Origin of the sequence: Faecalibacterium prausnitzii (genome assembly GCF_049532945.1) — a bacterium.
GTDB classification, from domain to species: Bacteria; Bacillota; Clostridia; order Oscillospirales; family Ruminococcaceae; genus Faecalibacterium; species Faecalibacterium prausnitzii_N.
In genome coordinates this window covers 1,996,876-2,016,100 of the sequence record NZ_CP186691.1, presented here as the reverse complement: position 1 = coordinate 2,016,100, position 19,225 = coordinate 1,996,876, and the positions used below count along the sequence as shown (strand labels likewise).

The 19,225-nt window shown below is 62.1% G+C and carries 17 protein-coding genes; 1 reads left to right on the top strand and 16 read right to left on the bottom strand.

Annotated features, from left to right (window positions below):
- Window positions 1-13: 13 nt before the first annotated feature.
- The 4 genes from ACNQFG_RS09940 to murD form a co-directional block, all read right to left on the bottom strand.
- On the bottom strand, window positions 14-1,330 hold the full coding sequence (locus tag ACNQFG_RS09940) for an aminopeptidase C (protein WP_423404782.1): 1,317 nt from the start codon (window positions 1,328-1,330) through the stop codon (window positions 14-16).
- Between the two features lie 72 nt (window positions 1,331-1,402).
- Complete coding sequence (locus ACNQFG_RS09935; protein WP_423404781.1) at window positions 1,403-2,668, bottom strand: aminotransferase class I/II-fold pyridoxal phosphate-dependent enzyme; 1,266 nt, start codon at window positions 2,666-2,668, stop codon at window positions 1,403-1,405.
- Between the two features lie 61 nt (window positions 2,669-2,729).
- Entirely contained in the window at window positions 2,730-3,494 is a 765-nt protein-coding gene (locus tag ACNQFG_RS09930; protein ID WP_423404780.1) for a GNAT family N-acetyltransferase, read from the bottom strand.
- Window positions 3,491-4,891, bottom strand: a complete 1,401-nt coding sequence (murD, locus tag ACNQFG_RS09925) for a UDP-N-acetylmuramoyl-L-alanine--D-glutamate ligase (RefSeq protein ID WP_423404779.1) — start codon at window positions 4,889-4,891, stop codon at window positions 3,491-3,493. The genes ACNQFG_RS09930 and murD overlap by 4 nt, the downstream gene beginning before the upstream one ends.
- Window positions 4,892-5,101: 210 nt before the next feature.
- Here murD and ACNQFG_RS09920 point away from each other — a divergent pair, with 210 nt between their 5' ends.
- Complete coding sequence (locus tag ACNQFG_RS09920) at window positions 5,102-6,661, top strand: peptide ABC transporter substrate-binding protein (protein WP_423404778.1); 1,560 nt, start codon at window positions 5,102-5,104, stop codon at window positions 6,659-6,661.
- Between the two features lie 188 nt (window positions 6,662-6,849).
- On the opposite strand, the gene ACNQFG_RS09915 is transcribed toward ACNQFG_RS09920, so the two are convergent.
- The 12 genes from ACNQFG_RS09915 to ACNQFG_RS09860 all read right to left on the bottom strand — a co-directional run bounded on the left by ACNQFG_RS09915 (window position 6,850) and on the right by ACNQFG_RS09860 (window position 19,010).
- Entirely contained in the window at window positions 6,850-7,500 is a 651-nt protein-coding gene (locus ACNQFG_RS09915) for a thiamine diphosphokinase (protein WP_423404777.1), read from the bottom strand.
- A gap of 70 nt (window positions 7,501-7,570) precedes the next feature.
- Window positions 7,571-8,449, bottom strand: coding sequence for a ribosome small subunit-dependent GTPase A (gene rsgA / locus ACNQFG_RS09910; protein WP_423404776.1), 879 nt, complete (start codon window positions 8,447-8,449; stop codon window positions 7,571-7,573).
- Window positions 8,450-8,459: 10 nt separating this feature from the next.
- On the bottom strand, window positions 8,460-10,346 hold the full coding sequence (gene pknB / locus ACNQFG_RS09905; protein WP_423404775.1) for a Stk1 family PASTA domain-containing Ser/Thr kinase: 1,887 nt from the start codon (window positions 10,344-10,346) through the stop codon (window positions 8,460-8,462).
- Window positions 10,339-11,088, bottom strand: coding sequence for a Stp1/IreP family PP2C-type Ser/Thr phosphatase (locus ACNQFG_RS09900; protein WP_423404774.1), 750 nt, complete (start codon window positions 11,086-11,088; stop codon window positions 10,339-10,341). The genes pknB and ACNQFG_RS09900 overlap by 8 nt, the downstream gene beginning before the upstream one ends.
- Window positions 11,089-11,107: 19 nt before the next feature.
- A complete protein-coding gene (gene rlmN, locus ACNQFG_RS09895) occupies window positions 11,108-12,148 on the bottom strand; it encodes a 23S rRNA (adenine(2503)-C(2))-methyltransferase RlmN (RefSeq protein WP_423404773.1) in 1,041 nt (346 codons plus the stop codon).
- Window positions 12,149-12,183: 35 nt separating this feature from the next.
- On the bottom strand, window positions 12,184-13,506 hold the full coding sequence (rsmB, locus tag ACNQFG_RS09890) for a 16S rRNA (cytosine(967)-C(5))-methyltransferase RsmB (RefSeq protein WP_423404772.1): 1,323 nt from the start codon (window positions 13,504-13,506) through the stop codon (window positions 12,184-12,186).
- Window positions 13,503-14,423, bottom strand: a complete 921-nt coding sequence (gene fmt, locus ACNQFG_RS09885; protein ID WP_423404771.1) for a methionyl-tRNA formyltransferase — start codon at window positions 14,421-14,423, stop codon at window positions 13,503-13,505. Before fmt ends, rsmB begins: the two co-directional genes overlap by 4 nt.
- Window positions 14,423-14,959 carry a peptide deformylase gene (gene def, locus ACNQFG_RS09880; RefSeq protein WP_291018674.1) on the bottom strand — a complete coding sequence of 179 codons (537 nt, stop codon included), beginning with the start codon at window positions 14,957-14,959 and terminating at the stop codon, window positions 14,423-14,425. The genes fmt and def overlap by 1 nt, the downstream gene beginning before the upstream one ends.
- A 16-nt stretch (window positions 14,960-14,975) precedes the next feature.
- Window positions 14,976-17,234, bottom strand: coding sequence for a replication restart helicase PriA (gene priA, locus ACNQFG_RS09875; RefSeq protein ID WP_423404770.1), 2,259 nt, complete (start codon window positions 17,232-17,234; stop codon window positions 14,976-14,978).
- Window positions 17,235-17,256: 22 nt separating this feature from the next.
- Window positions 17,257-17,829, bottom strand: a complete 573-nt coding sequence (gene gmk / locus ACNQFG_RS09870; protein WP_423404769.1) for a guanylate kinase — start codon at window positions 17,827-17,829, stop codon at window positions 17,257-17,259.
- Window positions 17,830-17,831: 2 nt separating this feature from the next.
- Complete coding sequence (remA, locus tag ACNQFG_RS09865) at window positions 17,832-18,101, bottom strand: extracellular matrix/biofilm regulator RemA (protein ID WP_423404768.1); 270 nt, start codon at window positions 18,099-18,101, stop codon at window positions 17,832-17,834.
- A 30-nt stretch (window positions 18,102-18,131) separates the two neighbouring features.
- Window positions 18,132-19,010, bottom strand: coding sequence for a YicC/YloC family endoribonuclease (locus tag ACNQFG_RS09860; protein WP_423406579.1), 879 nt, complete (start codon window positions 19,008-19,010; stop codon window positions 18,132-18,134).
- Between the last annotated feature and the right edge of the window lie 215 nt (window positions 19,011-19,225).

Here is a 19,225-nt window from a genome sequence, read left to right as displayed (position 1 = left end):
GTTAAAGATCAGTTTATGCCAGCGGGTCCCACAGCTTCATGGGCAGAGGTTCCTGCGCCAGCAGGGCGCGCTGGGCATCGCTCAGCAGGCTCTTGCGAACGGTGACCTGATAGACGTTGGCCTGGAACCACTTCTCGCTGCCGATGTAGTAGCCTTTCTGGCCGGACTCCTCGCCCCAGCTGTTCTCGATCTTCCAGCGGTTGGCGGTGCCGTTCTCGTCCAGATTGACGCCGCAGAACATCATGCAGTGGTTCATGGTGCTGTCGCGGGTGAGCAGACGCTCCGACTTGGTCATGCCAAAGGTCAGACCGCCCAGCACCTCGCCGTACTGGAAGCAGTCGGGGTCCCAGTAGCCGTTGGCGCGGTCGCCATCCGGGTGGCAGTCGCAGCTGAACATGACGCCCTCCCCGGCCTGCAGCTGGCGGATGGTCAGGTCTTCCAGCTCCTCCTGCGAGAGGTTGAGCCAGAACATGCCGTCCTCGACCACATCCCCCATAAACGGCTGGCAGTAGGTGCGGTTGACTGCATGGATGGGCGAAGCGATGATGACGGCATAGTCGTCGAAGTCGCTGCCGACGTACTTGTCGAGGAACTGCTTCGGGGTCAGGCCGCGGTCGCAGTGGTAGACCTTGTCGGTATCGGTGTACTCAAAATCGAAGGTCTTGGGCGGCTGGCCGTAGAGGATGCGCAGGGCATTGTAGACCTCTGCCAGCATCTCCTCGCGGCGGGCCGAGGGGTCCTTGCCTTCGCGGACAAGGGCGCGAAGCTCCAGCGCATCCTCGCGCAGCTTGCGGTTCAGGATGGGCAGGTACTTGGCCGTGCCGGTGGAGTGCACCGTCTCCGGCATCACCCAGGAGGGCACGACACCGTACTTTTTGATGAGGCTGACCGCCATATCCCACTGGCCGCCATCGGGCAGCGGGTTTCCCAGCAGGGTGAAAGTCTCGCGGTCGTCCAGTTCCTGCGCGGCAAAGTGAAGGATGTTCTCAAAGAAGAGGTTTGCCTTTTCCAGCTTGTCGTAGAAGGCCAGATAGGTGGGCGAGATGGAGAAATCCTCCAGTTTGCACTGCCGGATGACCCGCTCGCGCAGGACGTTCAGGGTGGAGAACATCCAGCAGCGGCCGCTCTGCTTCTGGTTGGTGATGTTGCTGGTCTGGACCAGAACGGAGAAATCCATCTGCAATTTGGCGGCGGCAGCGGGCACAAAGGCGGCATCCGGCAGAGCCGTGCGGGAGATGGCATTGGACATCACCTGCAGCTCCGGGCGGGCCGCATAGCCCTGCTCAAAACGTGCCAGCATTTCAGCGTCAATGGGAGTTACCTTGTTCATTGGTTTCACACTTTCTTCTTTTACTGCCCGGCCCGCTGCGCCCATGGAACGAAGCAGGCCGGGATCGTTACGTCAACGTTCTCCAAAGTAAGCGTTCTGCACGGCCAGCAGCACGCCTGCACGGCTGGCAGCAAAGTTCAGACCGCCCTGCAGGTAGCAGGTGTACGGCTCACGCAGCGGGCCGTCGCAGGAAAGCTCGATGGTGCTGCCCTGTGTAAAGCTGCCGCTTGCCATGACCACCTCATCAGTATAGCCCGGCTCCGGAGAAGGTTCCGGGGCGGCATAGCTGTCCACGGGACTTGCAGCCTGAATGCCCTGACAGAAGCCGATGAGCGCATCCGCAGTGCCTGCATCAAAGCAGGTGACGATGTCGTTGTGGTCGTCGCAGTAGCGCGGCACTGGATTCTTGCCCAGCAGCTCCAGCATACACTGGGCGTAAATGGCGGTCTTGATGGCCTCGCACACCACGCCGGGCGCATAGTAGAAGCCCAGATACATATCACGGGGCGTTTCCAGCGTGCAGCCCAGATCCTTGCCGAGACCGGGCGCATTCAGGCGGTAAGCGCACAGCTCCACAAGGTCTTTGCGGCCCGCAATGTAGCCGCCGGTGGGAGCGATGCCGCCGCCGGGGTTCTTGATCAGGCTGCCCACCACAAGGTCTGCGCCCATCTGACAGGGTTCCTGCGTCTGGGTGAACTCGCCGTAGCAGTTATCCACAAAAATAATGATGTCCGGGTTTGCGGCGCGGGCGGTATCCGCAATTTTTCGGATCGTTTCCAGATCAAAGGCATTGCGCTGCAGATAGCCGCGGCTGCGCTGGATGTGGCACACCTTTGCACCGGGGGCCTTTTGGGCGATCAGGTCATAATCCGGGGTGAAGTCGGCTTTCAGCGGAGCTTCATCGTACCGGATGCCGTAATCCATCAGGGTGCCGGTGCCCTTGCCCTTGCCGTCCAGACCAATCACACCTTCCAGCGTATCGTAGGGGCGGCCGGTGGCAGCCAGCAGGGTGTCCCCTGCCCGCAGCAGGCCGAACAGCGCCACAGCCAGCGTGTGGGTGCCGCTCTGGAACTGGCTGCGCACGAGGGCATCCTCTGCGCCCATCACCTCGGCAAAAATCTGCTCCAGCTTTGCGCGGCCGGTATCCCACAGGCCGTAGCCGGTGGTGCCCAGCATATCGGTGGAGGACATCTGGGTATCCGCAAAGGCTTTCAGCATTTTGAGCTGGTTAAAATCGCGGATCTCCTCCATATGGCGGAAGTAGGGCTGGCACAGCTCCATAGCCTTTTCGTCCAGCGCCAGAACTTCGGGTTTGAAATCAAAAAAATGGCTTAACATTGACATATTAGATCCTTTGGGTTTCTTATTATTTTTTACGTAGAGATATCCCCCGCCGATTTTACTTTGCGGGCGCTTCATAGCGCGCATACTCGCCCAGTTTTTCGAAGCCGAGGCGGGTATAGAAGTGCACCCGTTCGGGGGCGCAGAGGAAAACAGGCTGGAAGCCTTCTGCCGAGAGTTCGTTCGCCAGCCGGACAATGAGCCGCCCGCCGATGCCCTTGCCCCGCAAAGGCTGGGCTGTCTGCCCGCAGGCCATGTAGGCCTGCCTGTTCGCAAGGGTATAGGCCCCGACGGTGCAGGCAAGCGTCTCCCCCTGCCACAGCACCCAGACGCGGGCCCTGCCCCGGCTGCGCTTTGTGCAAAGCTCGGAGTAAAAGTCATCCCGCCGGGCAGGCCGGGCCGGAAAAAGCGCCTCTGCCACCGGGCGGGCCGGAGGGTCCCGGTCAAAGGTCAGCGAGGCCCAGAGCGCTTTGTCGGCCTCTGGCTCCGGAAGCTGCCGCCCCGGCGTCAGGCCGAAGATGGTGTGGGATCTTGCACGGGTCCACCCGGCGGGCGGGGCCGCCTCGGCTTCGTCCAGCACAACGGCGCCGCACCCGCAGAAGGTCAGGAACCCGGCCAGCTCTTCGGGGTTGGCGTGGCCTGCCATCCAGGCCGTGCTGCCGCCGACGTCCAGCGCCAGCGTAGGCCCGGCAAAAAAGCGGCCCGGCTGGCTCTTGCCCAGCAGCTCCAGCGCCAGCGGCATCGTGGCCCCCAGGCAGAGTTTGCCCCGGCAGGCGTTGTAAAAGCGCAGTTTTGCACGGGGTGTCGTGGCCTGCCGGATCACTTCAGCTCGTTGACGATCTTCTTGAACTCGCGGCCGCGCACCTCAAAGTTGGGGTACAGGTCAAACGATGCGCTGGCCGGGGACAGGATGATGATGTCACCGGGCTTTGCGCAGGCACGGGCCAGCTCCACAGCGTGCTGCATGTTGTCGGCATGCTGGATGGTCAGGCCGGACGCTGCAAAATCCGGATGCTCACAGACGGCCTTTTCGATGCGGGGGCCGGTGGCACCCATCAGCACAAGGTTCTTCACGTGGGCCACCACTTCCGGTGCCAGCGGCTCATAGGGAATGTGCTTGTCGTAGCCGCCAGCGATCAGAATGACCTTCTGGTTAAAGCTGCGCAGACCGGCAATGGTGCGCGTCGGGCTGGTGCCGATGGAGTCGTTGTAGTACAGCACGCCGTCCAGCGTGCGCACCGGCTCAATGCGGTGCTCCACACCGGTAAAGGTGCTGCCCACCTTCTGGATGGCTTCTACGGGCACCTCGCCCCACACGGCAGCGGCAGCAGCCAGCAGGTTTTCAATGTTGTGCAGGCCGCGCAGCTTCACGTCCTTCTGGGCCAGGAAGGGGGTCACAACGCCATCCTCGGCCATGCAGAGCATGTTGTCCTCCTTGCGCAGGAAGGCACCGTTGTCGGTATCGTGCAGGCGGGTGAACCACACCTGCTTGCCCTTGCAGTCGGACTGCATGGAGCGGCTGATCTCATTCTCATAGCCCAGCACAGCGCGGCAGGGCTGCTTCTGGTACAGCAGGATGTTGCGCTTGGCATCAATGTACTCCTGCATGTCCTTGTGGTGGTCCAGATGGTTGGGGGTCACGTTGGTGACGACCGCGATCTTCGGGCTCTTGCGCATACTGATGAGCTGGAAGCTGGAAAGCTCCACCACAGCCACATCCTCGGGAGCCACCTCGGGCAGCATGGGCAGCAGAGCTGCGCCGATGTTGCCGCCCAGATGCACCTTGCGGCCTGCGGCCTCGTAGAACTTGGAGATCAGGGTGGTGGTGGTGGTCTTGCCGTCGGAGCCGGTCACGGCTACGATCTCGCAGGGGCAGAAGTCGAAGAACAGCTCCACCTCACTGGTGACCATGGTGCCTGCGGCCATGGCATCCTGCAGGGGCTTCTGGTAATATTCAAAGCCGGGGGTGCGCAGGATGATGTCCTGGCCCCGGAAGCCGTCCATGTAATGCTCACCCAGGCTCAGGTCGATGCCCAGGCGGCGGATGGTCTCGGCGTAGCTGCCAAAGTCGTCCACGCTGTTCTTTTTATCGCACAGGGTCACATGGGCACCCAGCTCCACAAACTCCTTGATCAGGGTCTTGTGGCTGACGCCCGCACCGATGAATGCGACCTTTTTGCCCTTGACCAGCTCTGCGAGCTGCTGCTGTTCTTTCTGCATAAAAACAGAACCTCCTCTATAAAGTGTTTCTGTAACAAGCTCTTGCTGTTCTTCATTCTACACCTTTTCCGCACAATACGCAACGCCCAACCCGCACAGGCCGCAAAAATGCACTGAAAGGTCATCGAAATTCACAAAAAGATAATTGTCTTTTTCGACGCTTTCCGTTATACTGGACGTATCCATCATCATCTGCAAGGAGCGCTTTTTTTGAAACACCGTTTCCGCCTGGCCGCCGCGGTTCTGACGGCCCTTCTAATCCTGACCCTGACCGGCTGCGGTTCAGGCTCCAACAGCTTTACATGGTTCGTGGATACCATTCCCGCAAACCTCGACCCGCAGGTGGCTTCTGCTGCCCCGGACGTGATCGCCTGCGAGAACCTTTACAGCGGGCTTGTCCGCAAAGACCCGGACGGCCAGCTGGAACCTGCCCTGTGCGAACGGTGGGAGGTCTCCGCCGACCGGAAGACCTATACCTTTTATCTGAAGGACGGCCTGACCTACACGGCTGCCAAGGGCACGGCTGCTGACTGCGCCATCACGGCGGAGGATTTCGTCTTCGCCTTCCGGCGGATGTTCCGCGCTGCCACGAACTCTCCCTACGCCGTGGAGTTTGCCGCCCTTGAGAACAGCGCCGAAGTATTGGCCGGGCAATTGCCGGAGAGTGCCCTCGGTGTTTCGGCCAGCGGGCCGCTGACGCTGGTGTTCCGCCTGAGCAGCCCGGACGAGAATTTTCTCTCCAAGCTGACGCTGCCCGGCGCGATGCCCTGCGACGAGGAGTTTTTCAACTCCACCCGCGGCACCTACGGCCTGACCGCCAAGACCACCCTTTCCAGCGGCAGCTTCTATCTTTACAACTGGACGGCCAGCGGCCTGTTCCTGCGGCGGGAGCCTTCCGGCACCCGCATCGACAGCCTGCGCCTGGTCCAGAACACCAACAACGCCGACCAGTCGGCCATTGAGCTCATCAACAGCGAAAAGTGCTCGGCAGCGGTGGACGCCACCGGCAGCACCACCTCGCTGTCCTCCATCTCCTACTCCGACACCACCTGGAGTCTGCTGTTCAACTGCAATACGATCTTTTCCTCCACCGAGCTGCGGCAGGCGCTGGCCGGGGTGGCGCGGGACGCCGCTGAGGTCCCCTCCACCGAGTTGTTTGCCGCAGCGGACAACCTCATCCCCGCCGGGCTGAACGTAGACGGCATGAACTACCGCGACACCGTGGGGGAGGTCTCCCCTGCCGCTGTGGATGTCAAGGCGCTCTACCTTGCCGCGCGGCAGGGCATGGCAAACTCCGACTTCAATAAGATCACCCTGATGCTCCCCGCCGGGTGCGGCCTGAACGAGGCCGCCGAGACCATCAACGGGGCCTGGCAGAAGGAGCTTTCCCTCTTCTTCTCCATTGAGGAGGTGGACGAGGAGACCTTCTGCAAGCGCCTGGCCGAGGGAGATTATACCATCGCGCTGGCCCCCGTCAGCGCTGAGAGCGGCAGCGTGTACAACACGCTGGCCCAGTTCACCCCCGCAGGCGGCGGGCTGACCGGCTATTCCAATGCCCTGTACGCCACCCAGCTGGAAGCCAGCACCCACGCCAACGGTTCCACCCGCTGCCGCCTGCTGGGCGAATGCGAACGCCAGCTGCTCAGCGACTGCGTCGTGGTCCCCCTCTTCTCCCAGCAGAAGCGTCTGCTGATCGCTTCGGGCATCAAAAACCTCATCTTTGACCCCTTCGGCCCGGTGCTCGACCTGACGTATGCCACAAAGGAATGAAAACGCAAGACCCCCTGTGCGAACGGCACAGAGGGTCTTGTTGTTTCTTCAGGTTTTGATGCCGAACAACCGGCGCAGGATCCCGCGCAGACACTTCGGGCTTTTGATGACGACGACCTGCATCCAACTCCCGCCTTTCGTTGTGTGATACCACAGTATAAGCGGCAGCGGCGCAAAACGTGCATCGCTCAGCGCAGAATGGGCGTATCCGGCAGGGTCTCCACCACCACCAGCGCACCGCTGCGGGTGGAGATGGTGATGCAGTCCGACCCGGCAGCGTACTCGTTGCTGACGCCCAGCGGGTAGCTGGCGGTCAGCTCCGCATCGGTCAGCTCATAGTAGGAGCCGCGCTCACAGACGCCCTCGGCCCGGCCCTCCAGCGGGAAGACGGAAACGTAGAAGAACTCCGCCTTCGGGTAGGTGCGCTCCTCGCCGGCGCGGACGAAGGTGATGCGGCTGCGCTCATCCAGCAGGGTGGTGCGCACACCGCGCTGTTCCAGCCCAAGGCCGGTGCACAGGTTTGCAAGGGTGTGCTCCACCCGTCTGCCGCCAAGGCCGCCCAGCAGCAGCACCTCGTCAAAGCCCTTTTCCGAGACCAGCTTTGCGGCATACTCGGTGTCGGTATCGTCCTTCACATGGGGCAGCACGATGATATCGTCGTCCTGCTGTTCCGGGCAGGGGGCGGTGTCAAAATCGCCCACGATGATGTCCGGTTTGCAGCCCAGCGGCGCACAGTTGCGGTAACCCGCGTCGCAGGCGATGATGAGGTCATCGGGCCGCAGCAGGCGCTTCAGCTCCGGAGAAACCGGGCAGGCCGAAATGATCACACAGCGTGACATAAGTTTCCTCTCTTCACTCGAAGAAAGCTCCCCCGGCCGGAGGAGCTTTCTCTGGTTTGCAATGCAGCGGTCAGAACTTCGGGCGCTGCCAATCCTTCACGTCCTTGACTTCCTCGTACATGGCGCAGTAGCTGTCGTACCGGGTCTGGGAGAGCCTGCCCTCGGCCAGTGCGGCGCGCACGGCACAGCCTTTTTCGCTGCGGTGGGAGCAGCCGGTGAACTGGCACTGGCCCAGATAAGGCCCGAACTCCGGGAACGCATGCTCCAGATTTTCCTTGGGGATGAACCCGGCGCGGTTCGCTTCCAGACTGGCAAAGCCCGGCGTATCCGCAATGCGCCCGCCAAAGGCTTCAAAGATCGTCACCTCACGGGTGGTGTGGCGGCCGCGGCCCAGCTTCTGGCTGATGGCGCTGGTCTCCCGCTCTGCTTCCGGCAGCAGGTGGTTCAAAAGGGTGGATTTTCCCACGCCGGAGTTGCCGCAGAACGCACACAGCCTGCCGCCGATCCACTGCTTCACCTCGTCCAGCCCGCCGCCGGTGTCGTAGTGGATGGCGATGAAGGGCAGGGTCGAACGCTCGTATGCCTTGCGGAGGAACTCCGCCTCGCCGAGATCTGCCTTGGTGCACACGATCACCGGCTGCACGCCCTTGTCCACCGCAATGGCGGCAAGCTTATCCAGCACCAGCGTGCTGGGCGTGGGCTGGGTGGTGCTGGCCACAAGGAACAGCACATCCAGATTTGCCATCGGAGGCCGCACGAACACATTTTTGCGCGGTGCGATCTCGGCAATGACGGCTGCACCGTTCTCGGTCTCCAGCGTCACCTCATCGCCCGCCACCGGCGTGATCTTCTGTTTGCGGAAAATGCCGCGGGGCTTGCACTCGATGATGCCCGCTTCGGTCCGGACATAGTAGAAGCCGCCGATGCCTTTTACAATATAACCGTTCATGGCTCCTCCGTTACGACAGCAGCGAGCTCCACCAGTCGCTCAGGCTGGTGCCGGAGCTGGAACCGGAAGAGTCGCTGGAGGAGGAAGAGCTGCCGCCGCCCACAAGGCCGCTCCACCAGTCGCCGCTGGAGCTGCTGGCGCTGGAACTGCCGCTCTCCGAGGTGCTGCCGGGCTCCTCGGCCGGGGTCTCCGGCACAGGTTCGGGCCCTGCGCTGACGGTCACGCTGACGCGGCTGTTCACCTTGACGGTGGAACCGGCGGCAGGGTTCTGCCCGATGATGGTACCGGCAGGCTTGTCGCTGTACTGCTCGGTCTGGCTGCCAAGGCCCAGATGGTTCTGCACCAGCAGGGTGCGGGCATCGTTCACGTTGGACAGACCCACCAGAGACGGCACCTTGGCCGTGGTGCTGACCTGCGGGCGGCTCACATAGACCACAACGGTGGAGCCCACCGCCACCTGGCTGCCGGCGGCAGGGTCGGTGCGGATGATGGAGCCTGCCGCCACGGTGTCGTCCACGGCCTGGGTGATCAGCACCGAGACGCCGAGGCTCTTGAGCTGCTGCTCTGCATCGGCCTGCACATAGTTGGTCAGGTCCGGCACGGTAACGTACTGGGTGCCAAGGCTGATGGTCAGGGTCACGCTCTGACCCTCGCGGACGGTGCGGCCCGCCACCGGCGACTGCCGGTAGACATAACCGGCGGCATAGTCGTTGCTGTACGACTGCTCCCAGTTGACGGTGATCTGGCCGGAGGAGACCTGCGGCTGGGCGTTCACCTCATCCTGGGTCATGCCGCTGTAATCGGCCAGCACGATGTCGGCCTTTTCGCTCATTAGGGTGCTGGAATCGTTGAGGATGGTCCAGCACAGCGCCATGCAGGCCAGCGCGAACGCAACGGTGATGCCGAACAGCACCGGCAGGAAGATGGGCTTTTTCTTTTTGCTTTTGCGGGTCTTTTTCGGTTCCGGGGCTTCTTTTTTGGTTTTCACGGGGTGCTCCACCACCTTTTCAGGAATTTCATCGGGGAGATAGGTGTAATTGAACACGATGGACGGATCTTCCACGTAGGCGTTCAGTGCCCCCAGCATCTCGGCGGCGCTGGCGTAGCGGTTTTCGGGCCGCTTTGCCATGGCGCGTTCGGTGATCTCCACCAGGCCGTGGGGCACGGTGGGGGCCAGCTCCTGCAGGCTCTTTGGCTTGTCGGTGATCTGCTTGATGGCCACCTCCACCACATCGTCGGCGTCAAACGGCAGATGCCCCGAAAGCATCTCGTACATCATCACGCCCACCGAGTAGATATCGCTGGTGCAGTCGGTCTCATCGCCCTTGGCCTGCTCCGGGCTGATATAGTGCACGCTGCCCATGGCCTTGCCGCTCAGCAGCTGGTTCTCGGCACGGGAGATGCGCGCAATACCAAAATCCATCATGCGCAGCTGGCCGTTGTCCAAAAGCATGATGTTCTGGGGCTTGATGTCCCGGTGCACCACACCGTTGGCGTGGGCATGTTCCAGCGCCTTTAAGATCTGGGAGATGAAGTGCACGGTCTCCCGGTTGGTCAGCCTGCCGCCGCGCTGGTTAAGGTACTCGCGCAATGTCATGCCGTCCACATATTCCATCACGATATACTGCAGATCATCATTCACCGATACATCGTACACTTTTACGATGTTGGGGTGGTTCAGCAGCGAGATGGCCTTGGATTCATTTTTAAAGCGGCGCACAAGGTCCGGGTCGTGCATATACTCCTGCCGCAGCACCTTGACGGCTACGACCGTGCCCTCCGGCACCGGCCCGCCCGGCCCCACGACCGCCTTGTAGACGTTTGCCATGCCGCCGGAACCGATCAGCTCCCGGACGGTGTACAGGCCATCGAGGGTCTTGCCGATCAGATTATCCATGCTCCACCTCCGTCGGCTCCACGGCCAGCAGCAGCGCGGTGATGTTATCCGGGCCGCCGTGGGCGTTGGCTGCCTCGATGAGGCGGTCGGGCAGGTCGTAGAACGTACCCTGCGCCAGCAGCTCTTCCATCTCCTCCACCGGCACCATGTTGGTCAGGCCGTCGGTGCAGAGCAGCAGCCGGTCTTCCCGCTTGAGCTTCGCGGCGGTGAACTCCGAGTCCAGCCGGTAGTCCACGCCCAGCGCCTTGGTGATGATGTTCTTCTGAGGGTGGTGCTCGGCCTCCTCCACGGTAATGGTGCCGCAGTCCACCAGCTCCTGCACATAGGAGTGGTCGTGGGTGAGCTGGGTCAGCTTCCCATCCCGGATGAGGTAGGCGCGGGAGTCACCTGCATGGCAGAGGTAGACATTGCCGCCGCGCACCAGTGCGCACACAGCCGTGGTGCCCATGCCCGCCAGCGATTCCTCACGCAGGGCCTTCTGGAACACAAAGCGGTTGGCGTAGAGGAGCGCTTTTTTCAGAAATGGCTCCTCCTGCCCTGCCCCGCACTGGGCGTATTGCTCCTGAAAGAAATTCTCGATGACATTGCACGCCCCCTGCGAGGCTTCACGGCCGCCCTTTGCGCCGCCCATGCCGTCGCATACCAGCGCCCACACCGCGCCGCCGGGCAGCTCCCCGGCCCGATAATCGTCCTGATTATCCTGCCGGACCCTGCCGACATCCGTTTTTCCTGCAAGTTTCATAGGCTTCTCCCTTTGATATTTACGCTTTCCCGTTCATTTCGTCACGGCGCAGCTGGCCGCATGCGGCGCTGATCTCGCTGCCAAGGCGGCGGCGCACCGTAGCGTTCACGCCAAGGCTCTCCAGCTTCTGCTGGAAGCGGTGCACGTTGGCTGCATCGGTGGCCGAGTACGGGCTGCCGTCCACCGGGTTGATGGGGATCAGGTTCACATGGGCACCCATGCCCCGGATCAGGTTTGCCAGCTGTCTGGCGCAGGCATCGGAATCATTGACACCGCGCACCATGGAATATTCAAAGCTCACGCGGCGGCCGGTGGTGTCCTGATAGCGGCGCACGGCCTGCATCAGCACTTCCACGGGATAGGCATCGTTCACCGGCATCATGCCGCTGCGAATTTCATTGTTGGGTGCGTGCAGCGACACCGAGAGGGTCAGCTGCAGCTTTTTCTCGGCCAGCTGGTCGATCTTGGGCACCAGACCGCAGGTAGAAAGGCTGATGTTGCGCATCCCGATGTTCACGCCCTCGGGCGAGGTGATGTTCTCCAGAAACTTCATCACTTCGTCAAAGTTATCCAGCGGTTCGCCAATGCCCATGAGCACGATGTGGGAAATGCGCTCCCCGATATCCTTCTGGGCGGTGTAGATCTCAGAGCAGATCTCGCCTGCTTCCAGATCGCGCACGCGGCCCGCCTGGGTGGACGCGCAGAAGCGGCAGCCCATGCGGCAGCCCACCTGCGTGGACACACACACCGTGTTGCCGTAGTGGTAGCGCATCACGACGGTCTCGATGCAGTTGCCGTCCGCCATGCGCAGCAGATATTTTACCGTGCCGTCCTTTGCTTCCTGCCTGCGCTCGATCTTGGGCGCGGCAATGTAGAAGCTTTCTTCCAGCTTTGCCAGCAGGGTCTTGGGCTGGTCGGTCATGGCAGAAAACTCGGTGACCAGCTTCTGGTGCACCCAGTGGAAGATCTGCTTTGCCCGGAAGCCGGGCTGGCCCAGCGCCTTGAGCTCTGCGGCCAGTTGTTCCAGCGTCAGGGAGGAAATGCAGCGTTTTTGTTCCATTGTGTTCTCCTATTGATACGATTCAGGCGGCTGCCTCATTGCGCTTTTTGCATCGCACAGAGGAAAAAGCCGTCCATGCCGGTACGGGTGGGCACCGAAAGCGCGCCGTGCTCCCCTGCCGTCATCCCGGCAGGGAACGGCACCTCGGACGTCACGACGGAAAATTCCGGGTGACGAGCAAGGAAGGCCGCCACCTGCTCTTCGTTTTCTGCCGGGTCGATGGTGCAGGTGGAGTACACCAGCCGCCCGCCCGCCTTGAGCAGAGAGGACGCTGTGTCCAGAATGGCCGACTGCGTGGCCAATAATTCAGCTTCGCGGGCCGGTTCCAGCTTTTTGTAGCGCAGATCCGGCTTTTTTGCCAGAATGCCAAGGCCGCTGCAGGGGGCGTCCACAAGGATGCGGTCGGCCTGGGGCAGGCTGGGGTTCTGCCGGGTTGCATCGTTGCACAGGGCTTCCACATTGGTCAAGCCCATGCGCTGCACTGCCGTGCGGATCAGGCCCACGCGGTTCTCGGCGGCATCGCAGCTGACGAGACGGCCGGTCCCCTGCATTTCCTCGGCCAGCAGAATGGTCTTGCCGCCGGGCGCGGCGCACAGGTCGATGACTGTTTCTCCGGGCTGTGCGTCCACGCAGAGCGCCGCCAGCTGGCTGGCCTGCCCTTCCACATGGAAGTACCCCTGCCGGAACCACACGTTCTCGGCAGGGCTTCCCTCAAATGCGGCCAGCACACTGCCCGGCACAAGGCCCGGCTCGGCCGCTGCGCCCAGCGCCGCCAGCTTTTCGCAGAGGGTGGCGGCATCGGCCTTGAGCGGGTTGACCCGCAGGCTGGTCATGCCGCCGTCGGCCGCATAGGTCAGGATGCCCAGCGCCTCGTCCGGGTAATGGATGCGGAGGAAATCCGCCACATCCCGCCCGGCAGAGCCAAGCACCATCAGCCGCTCGGTCTCATTCCGGAACCGGGCGGTGCTCAGGTCGTAGCTGCACGCCTTGCGCAGCACGGCGTTGACCAGACCGGATGCGCTGGATTTTTTGAAGGCACGGGTCAGCTTGACGGCCTCGTTCACCGCAGCGGACACCGGCACCTGCATATAGCGGGCCTGCGCCAGAGCGGAGCGTAAAATCTCCCGGACGGGAGCGTCCAGCTTGGCAAGGCCCTTGGGCAGGAACTGGCACAGGATGTAGTCCAGCGTGCCCCGGTGTTCCAGCACCGTGTAAAAGATGGCGCTGGCAAAAGCTTTATCGCGGCCTTCCAGCTGCTGGCGCTTGAGTTCGGCATCCAGAACAAGGTTGGAAAAACCATCCTGCTCCTGCCGCACCAGCGCCGCCACTGCCGCCGCGCGGGGATTCGGCCCGCTCACAGGCAGTCCCCCGCTTTGAGCCGCAGACCTGCTGCAAACGAGGTGCCGTCCATGGGCTTTTTGCCTTCCGGCACCACATTCAGCAGCTGGACGGCCCCCTCACCGCAAGCCACCGTGAGCGGCTTTGTGGCCAGCACGGTGCCGGGCGCTTCGCCGTGAGCTTCCACGGCACGGCACTCCATCACCTTGAGCTTTTTGCCGCCGGAGGTGACGAACCATGCACCGGGCCACGGGTTCATGCCGCGCACCCAGTTGTGGATGTGGGCAGCCGATTCGGTCAGGCGGAACTCTGCCATCTCCTTGTCGAGCATGGGCGCGAGGGTCGCATGGGCGTGATCCTGCGGCTGGGGCCGGAGGGTGCCTGCCGCGATCTGCGGGATGGTCTCGCAGAGGACGCGGGCACCGACTGCCGTCACCCGGTCGAACAGTTCGCCGCTGGTCTCTTCGGGGCCGATGGCCATCTTCTCGCAGCAGAGCACATCGCCGGTGTCAAGGCCCTCGTCCATCTGCATGATGGAAACGCCGGTCTCGGCATCGCCGTTCAGCACGGCCCACTGCACCGGGGCGCTGCCGCGGTACTTGGGCAGCAGGGAGACATGCAGGTTGATGCAGCCATACCTGGGGGCTTGAAGCACGCTGGCGGGCAGGATGCAGCCGTAAGCCACCACCACGATCAGTTCCGGGGCCAGTGCGCGGATGTTCTCGTCCTCGCTGCCGTCCCGCAGGGTGCGTGGCTGGAACACCGGCGTGCCGTGGGCAAGGGCCACTTCCTTGACCGGGGGTGCGGTAAGCACCTGCTTGCGGCCAACCGGCTTGTCCCGCCGGGTGTACACCGCGCAGATATCATGCCCGGCGGCATACAGGGCTTTGAGGCACTCTGCGGCAATATCCGGCGTGCCCATGAACAAAATGCGCATTACTTGTTTCCTTTCGCTTCGCGGGCAGCTTTTTTGCCCTCTTCGGTATCCTCATAGAAATACTCGCTGGACTGCATGATGGTAATGCCGTCCAGATGGTCGTTCTCGTGCTGGATGCAGCGGCCCAGCAGATCCTCAGCTTCCAACTCGAACCACTCACCATGGCGGTCCTGTGCGCGCACCTTGACAGCAACAGGGCGGGTCACGGCGCCGTTGTGGCCCGGGAAGGACAGACAGCCCTCGTAGGCGGTCTCCTCTTCCTCGGATACAGCCAGAATTTCCGGGTTGACGAAGTCGATGAACTTATATTCGTAATCTTCGGGGATCTCCTCGGGCGCGTCGGTGGTGTCCCACACCACGAACAGACGGCGCAGCATGCCCACCTGCGGGCCGGCCAGACCCACGCCGTCGGCGGCGATCATGGTCTCGTGCATGTCGTCCAGCAGGGTAGCCAGACGGTCATCAAAGGTGGTGACGGGGCGGCAGACCTTGTTCAGGATGGGATCGCCCTCTTTTACAATATTGCGGATTGCCATTTATGGTACCTCCAAATCAGATGTCACCGTCCGAGTGCAGGTCCACCGCAACGGTGGCCTTGGACGGAAGTTTTTCCTGTTCATACAATTCCAGTGCGCTGCGCACGAGGTCGCGGAAGCGGCGGTCGTTGCGGCACTTGATGGTAAGTTTGTAGCGGTAGGTGTCGTTGATCTTTTCAATGCTGCCGGGCGTGGGGCCAAGCACCCGCAGCGGCAGGTCCGGCTGTTTTGCCGCCTGCTGGCCCAGCAGGGCCGCAAAGCGCGCCGCCGCCCGTGCTACCTCGATCTCCTTTGCGCCTGCAAAGCCAATGACGCACAGCCCGCAGAAGGGCGGGTACAGGCCCAGCTTGCGGTAGGCGATCTCCTGCTCAAAAAAGGCATCGTAGTCCTGCGCGGCGGCAAGGTTCAGCACCGGGTTATCGGGGTCGGTGGTCTGGATGATGGCAAAGCCGGGGTCTCTGGCCCGTCCGCTGCGGCCCACCACCTGCGTGATGAGGCTGAACACGTTCTCATACGCGCGGAAGCCCTGCGCAAATAGCAGCGAGTCGATGCCCAGCACGCCCACAAGGGTCACATCCTCAAAATCCAGTCCCTTGGCCACCATCTGGGTGCCCACCATGATGTCATATTCGTGGTTCGCAAACCTTGCCAGCAGCTTTTCGTGGGCATCCTTTGCGGCAGTGGAATCCTGATCCATGCGCAGCACCCGCGCATCCGGAAACAGCTTTGCCAGCTCTTCCTCCGCTTTCTGGGTGCCGAAGCCCCGGTACTGCAGCTTGCCGCCGCAGGCGGGGCACACAGTGGGCGGTTCCATCTGGCTGCCGCAGTAGTGGCACAATACCTTGTGCGCCGCTTTGTGGTACACCATCGGCACGCTGCACTTTGTGCACTTGAGCACCTCGCGGCAGTCCTCGCACTGGGCCATGGTCTGGTAGCCCCGGCGGTTCAGCAGCAAAATGGTCTGCTTGCCTGCATCCAGATTGCGGCGGATGGCATCTTCCAGCGACAGACTGATCTCCCGCGGGTTGCCTGCCGCCAGCTCTGCGCGCATATCCACGATCTGCACCGTGGGCAGCGGGTTGCCGCCGTAGCGCTGGGTCAGCCGCACCAGCTGGGTGCGGCCATGCTGGGCCGCGTAAAAGCTCTCGGTGCTGGGGGTGGCGCTTGCCAGCAGCAGCAATGCACCGCTTTCCGCCGCGCGCTGCCGGGCCACCTCGTGGGCAGAATAGCGGGGCGCGGATTCCGAGCGGTAGGTGTGCTCCTGCTCCTCATCGATGATGATGAGCCCGATGTTTTCTAGCGGCGAAAAGATGGCGCTGCGGGTGCCCACCACGATGTCTGCGCCGCCGTCCTGGATCATCTGCCACTGCAAAAGGCGTTCGGTGTGGTTGAGGGCAGAGTGCTGCACCGCCACCCGGCGGCCAAACTGACTCTTGAGCCGCAGGATCATCTGCGGGGTCAGGCTGATCTCCGGCACCAGCACCAGCGCACGCCTGCCCTGCTCCAGACAGCGGGCAATGAGTTTTAAGAACACCAGCGTCTTGCCGCTGCCGGTCACGCCGTAGAGCAGCGCCGAGTGGGGTTCGGCATCTTCGAGGTGCGGCAGCAGGGCATCGTATGCGGCCTGCTGTTCGCTCGTCAGAAGGATGGGGTCATTTTTCAGCGGGATGCTCGCATACAGGTCGATGGATTTATTCACCTTGCTGCATTCCAGCACGCCTTTGGCGCACAGGTTATCCAGCACGGCACGGCTGATGCCCTTGTCTTCCAGCTCGTTCAGGGTGTGCGGCCCACCGCCCAGCAGCGCCACTGCCGCCAATTGCTTGGCTGTCGGCTTCGGCTTTGGCGGCAGCCCGCCCACAAGGCGGTAGGAGTTCTCGGTGTGGCGGGTGAGCTGCTTTTGCAGCACCGGCGTTACGCCGTCTGCCGCCACGGCAGGCTTGTACTGTGCACCATAGGGAATGACCGCCTTGACCGCCTCGTAATAGGTGCAGAAGGTTCGTTCCTTCAGAAAATGCACCAGCCGCAGCAGTTCCGGGGTCAGGCAGGCGGATGCCGGGGCCACGTCGAAAAGATATTTCAGCTTTGCACTTTCCGGTTCGGCATCGCAGGCCAGCACCACGCCCATGCGGGCGCGGCTGCCGCGGCCAAAGGGCACCAGCACCATGCTGCCCAGCCGGACGGCGTCCTGCTGGTCCGGCATGACGGCATAGGTATAAAGCTTATCAAAGTGGAAGGTCGCATTGCTGACGGCAACGCCTACCGTTTTGGGCATTCAGCTTCCTCCGGGTTTGGTTTCAGTGTGCGAGGCCCGCCCGCTGGCAGATGGCCTGATACAGTGCATCGGCGCAGGTATCGACCTGGTCGTTGACCAGCTTCAGAGTGAATTTATCCTGCTGGGCCAGCTCCTGCCGGGCGGTGGCAAGACGTTCCTGAATGCTGTCCTCGGTCTCGGTGCCGCGGCCCCGCAGACGGCGCTCCAGCTCCTCCACCGACGGCGGCAGCAGGAACACGGTGGTCGCGCCCGGGAACATGCGGCGGATGTTCGCTGCGCCGTGCACATCGATGACCAGAACGACCAGCTTGCCGGCTTCCAGCCGCTTGTGGATCTCCTCTTTCAGGGTACCGTAGTAGTTGCCGTTGTAGAAGTTGTGCTCCACCACCTGATCGTTCTCGATCAGCTGCTGGAACTGCTCCCGGGTGCGGTAATAATAATCCACGCCCTCCTGCTCACCGGGACGCGGTGCGCGGGTGGTGGCGGAAACAGTCTTTTCGATCTCCGGGTGTGCTTCGCGCAGTGCCTTCACCACGCTGTCCTTGCCGGTACCGGCCGCGCCGGAGACCACAAACAGATACTTTTCATTTTCCATCTTTATTTCTGTTCCTCCTCTGAGCCTTTGCCCTCAGCTTGCCCGGCGGCGCGGCTGGCCACCGTTTCCGGCTGAAGCGCCGAGAGCACCACATGATCGGAGTCCATGATAAGCACTGCACGGGTGCTGCGGCCATAGGATGCATCGATCAGCATTCCGCGCTCCCGCGCTTCCTTTACAAGGCGCTTGACCGGGGCGGAATCCGGGCTGACCACTGCCACCACACGGCCTGCACTGACCATATTGCCAAACCCGATGTTGATGAGCTTCATCTTCTCCTCCGATCCGAATGTATCAATACGTTACTCCAGATTCTGGATCTGTTCGCGGATCTTTTCGATCTCCGCCTTCATATCCACCACGATGCGGGTGATATCCAGATCCTGACACTTGGAGCCGATGGTATTGGTCTCGCGGTTCAGCTCCTGCGTCAAAAAGTCCAACTTGCGGCCCACCGGCTCGTCCAGCTTGAGGATATCGCGGTACTGCGCAATGTGGCTGCGCAGGCGCACCGTCTCTTCATCCACAGCGGTCTTATCGCCAAAAATAGCGGCCTCGGTCAGCACGCGGGCATCGTCGATATCGCGGTCCTCCAGAATGACCTTGAGCTTCTCGTACAGGCGGTTGGTGTAGGCTTCCACGCGGCCTGCGCTCAAAGTCTCCACCCTGCCCACGCACTCCTCGAGGAAGTTCAGGCGGTTTTCCACGTCTGCCTTCATCTTGGCACCCTCGGCGGCGCGCATCTCCACAAAGCGGTCCAGCGCCTGTGCGGTAACGGCAGAAACATCTTCCCACAGCTGTTCCTCGTCCACATCCGCGTGGCGGGTGGTGAGCACATCCGGGAAGCGGGCAATGAGGCTGGCGGAGATGTCGTTCTTGATGCAGAGTTCCTCGGACAGGTCCCGCAGGGCCTGCTGGTAGCTTCTGGCCAGCTCCCGGTTCACGGTGACGACGGTGTCGGCAGCGTCCACATTCTGCACGGTCATGCTCAGCTCCACCTTGCCGCGGGAAATGCGCTCGTTGAGCTGCTTTTTCAGGCGGCTGTCCAGATAGCTGCAGGTGCGCGGGATGCGCGAAGAATACTCAAAGTAGCGGGAATTCACGCTGCGCAGCTCCACCGTGATCTCACGGCCATTGCGCACAGCAGTCCCCCGGCCAAAGCCGGTCATGCTTAAGATCATGGTCAAATTTCCTCTTCTGACATAGGTTTTTTGCGGACAAATTCCAGTATATGTATCCGCTTTTGGGCACACCCGCCCATGTTACGATACATATGCTATCATTTTACTCTGCTGGCCCCGTTTTTGCAAGCAATGCGGCGAAAAAATCAGCTTTTGCCACGAAAAAGTCACACAAACGGCACCGCTGCTCCGCAGACACAAAAAGCCCCCCGCAA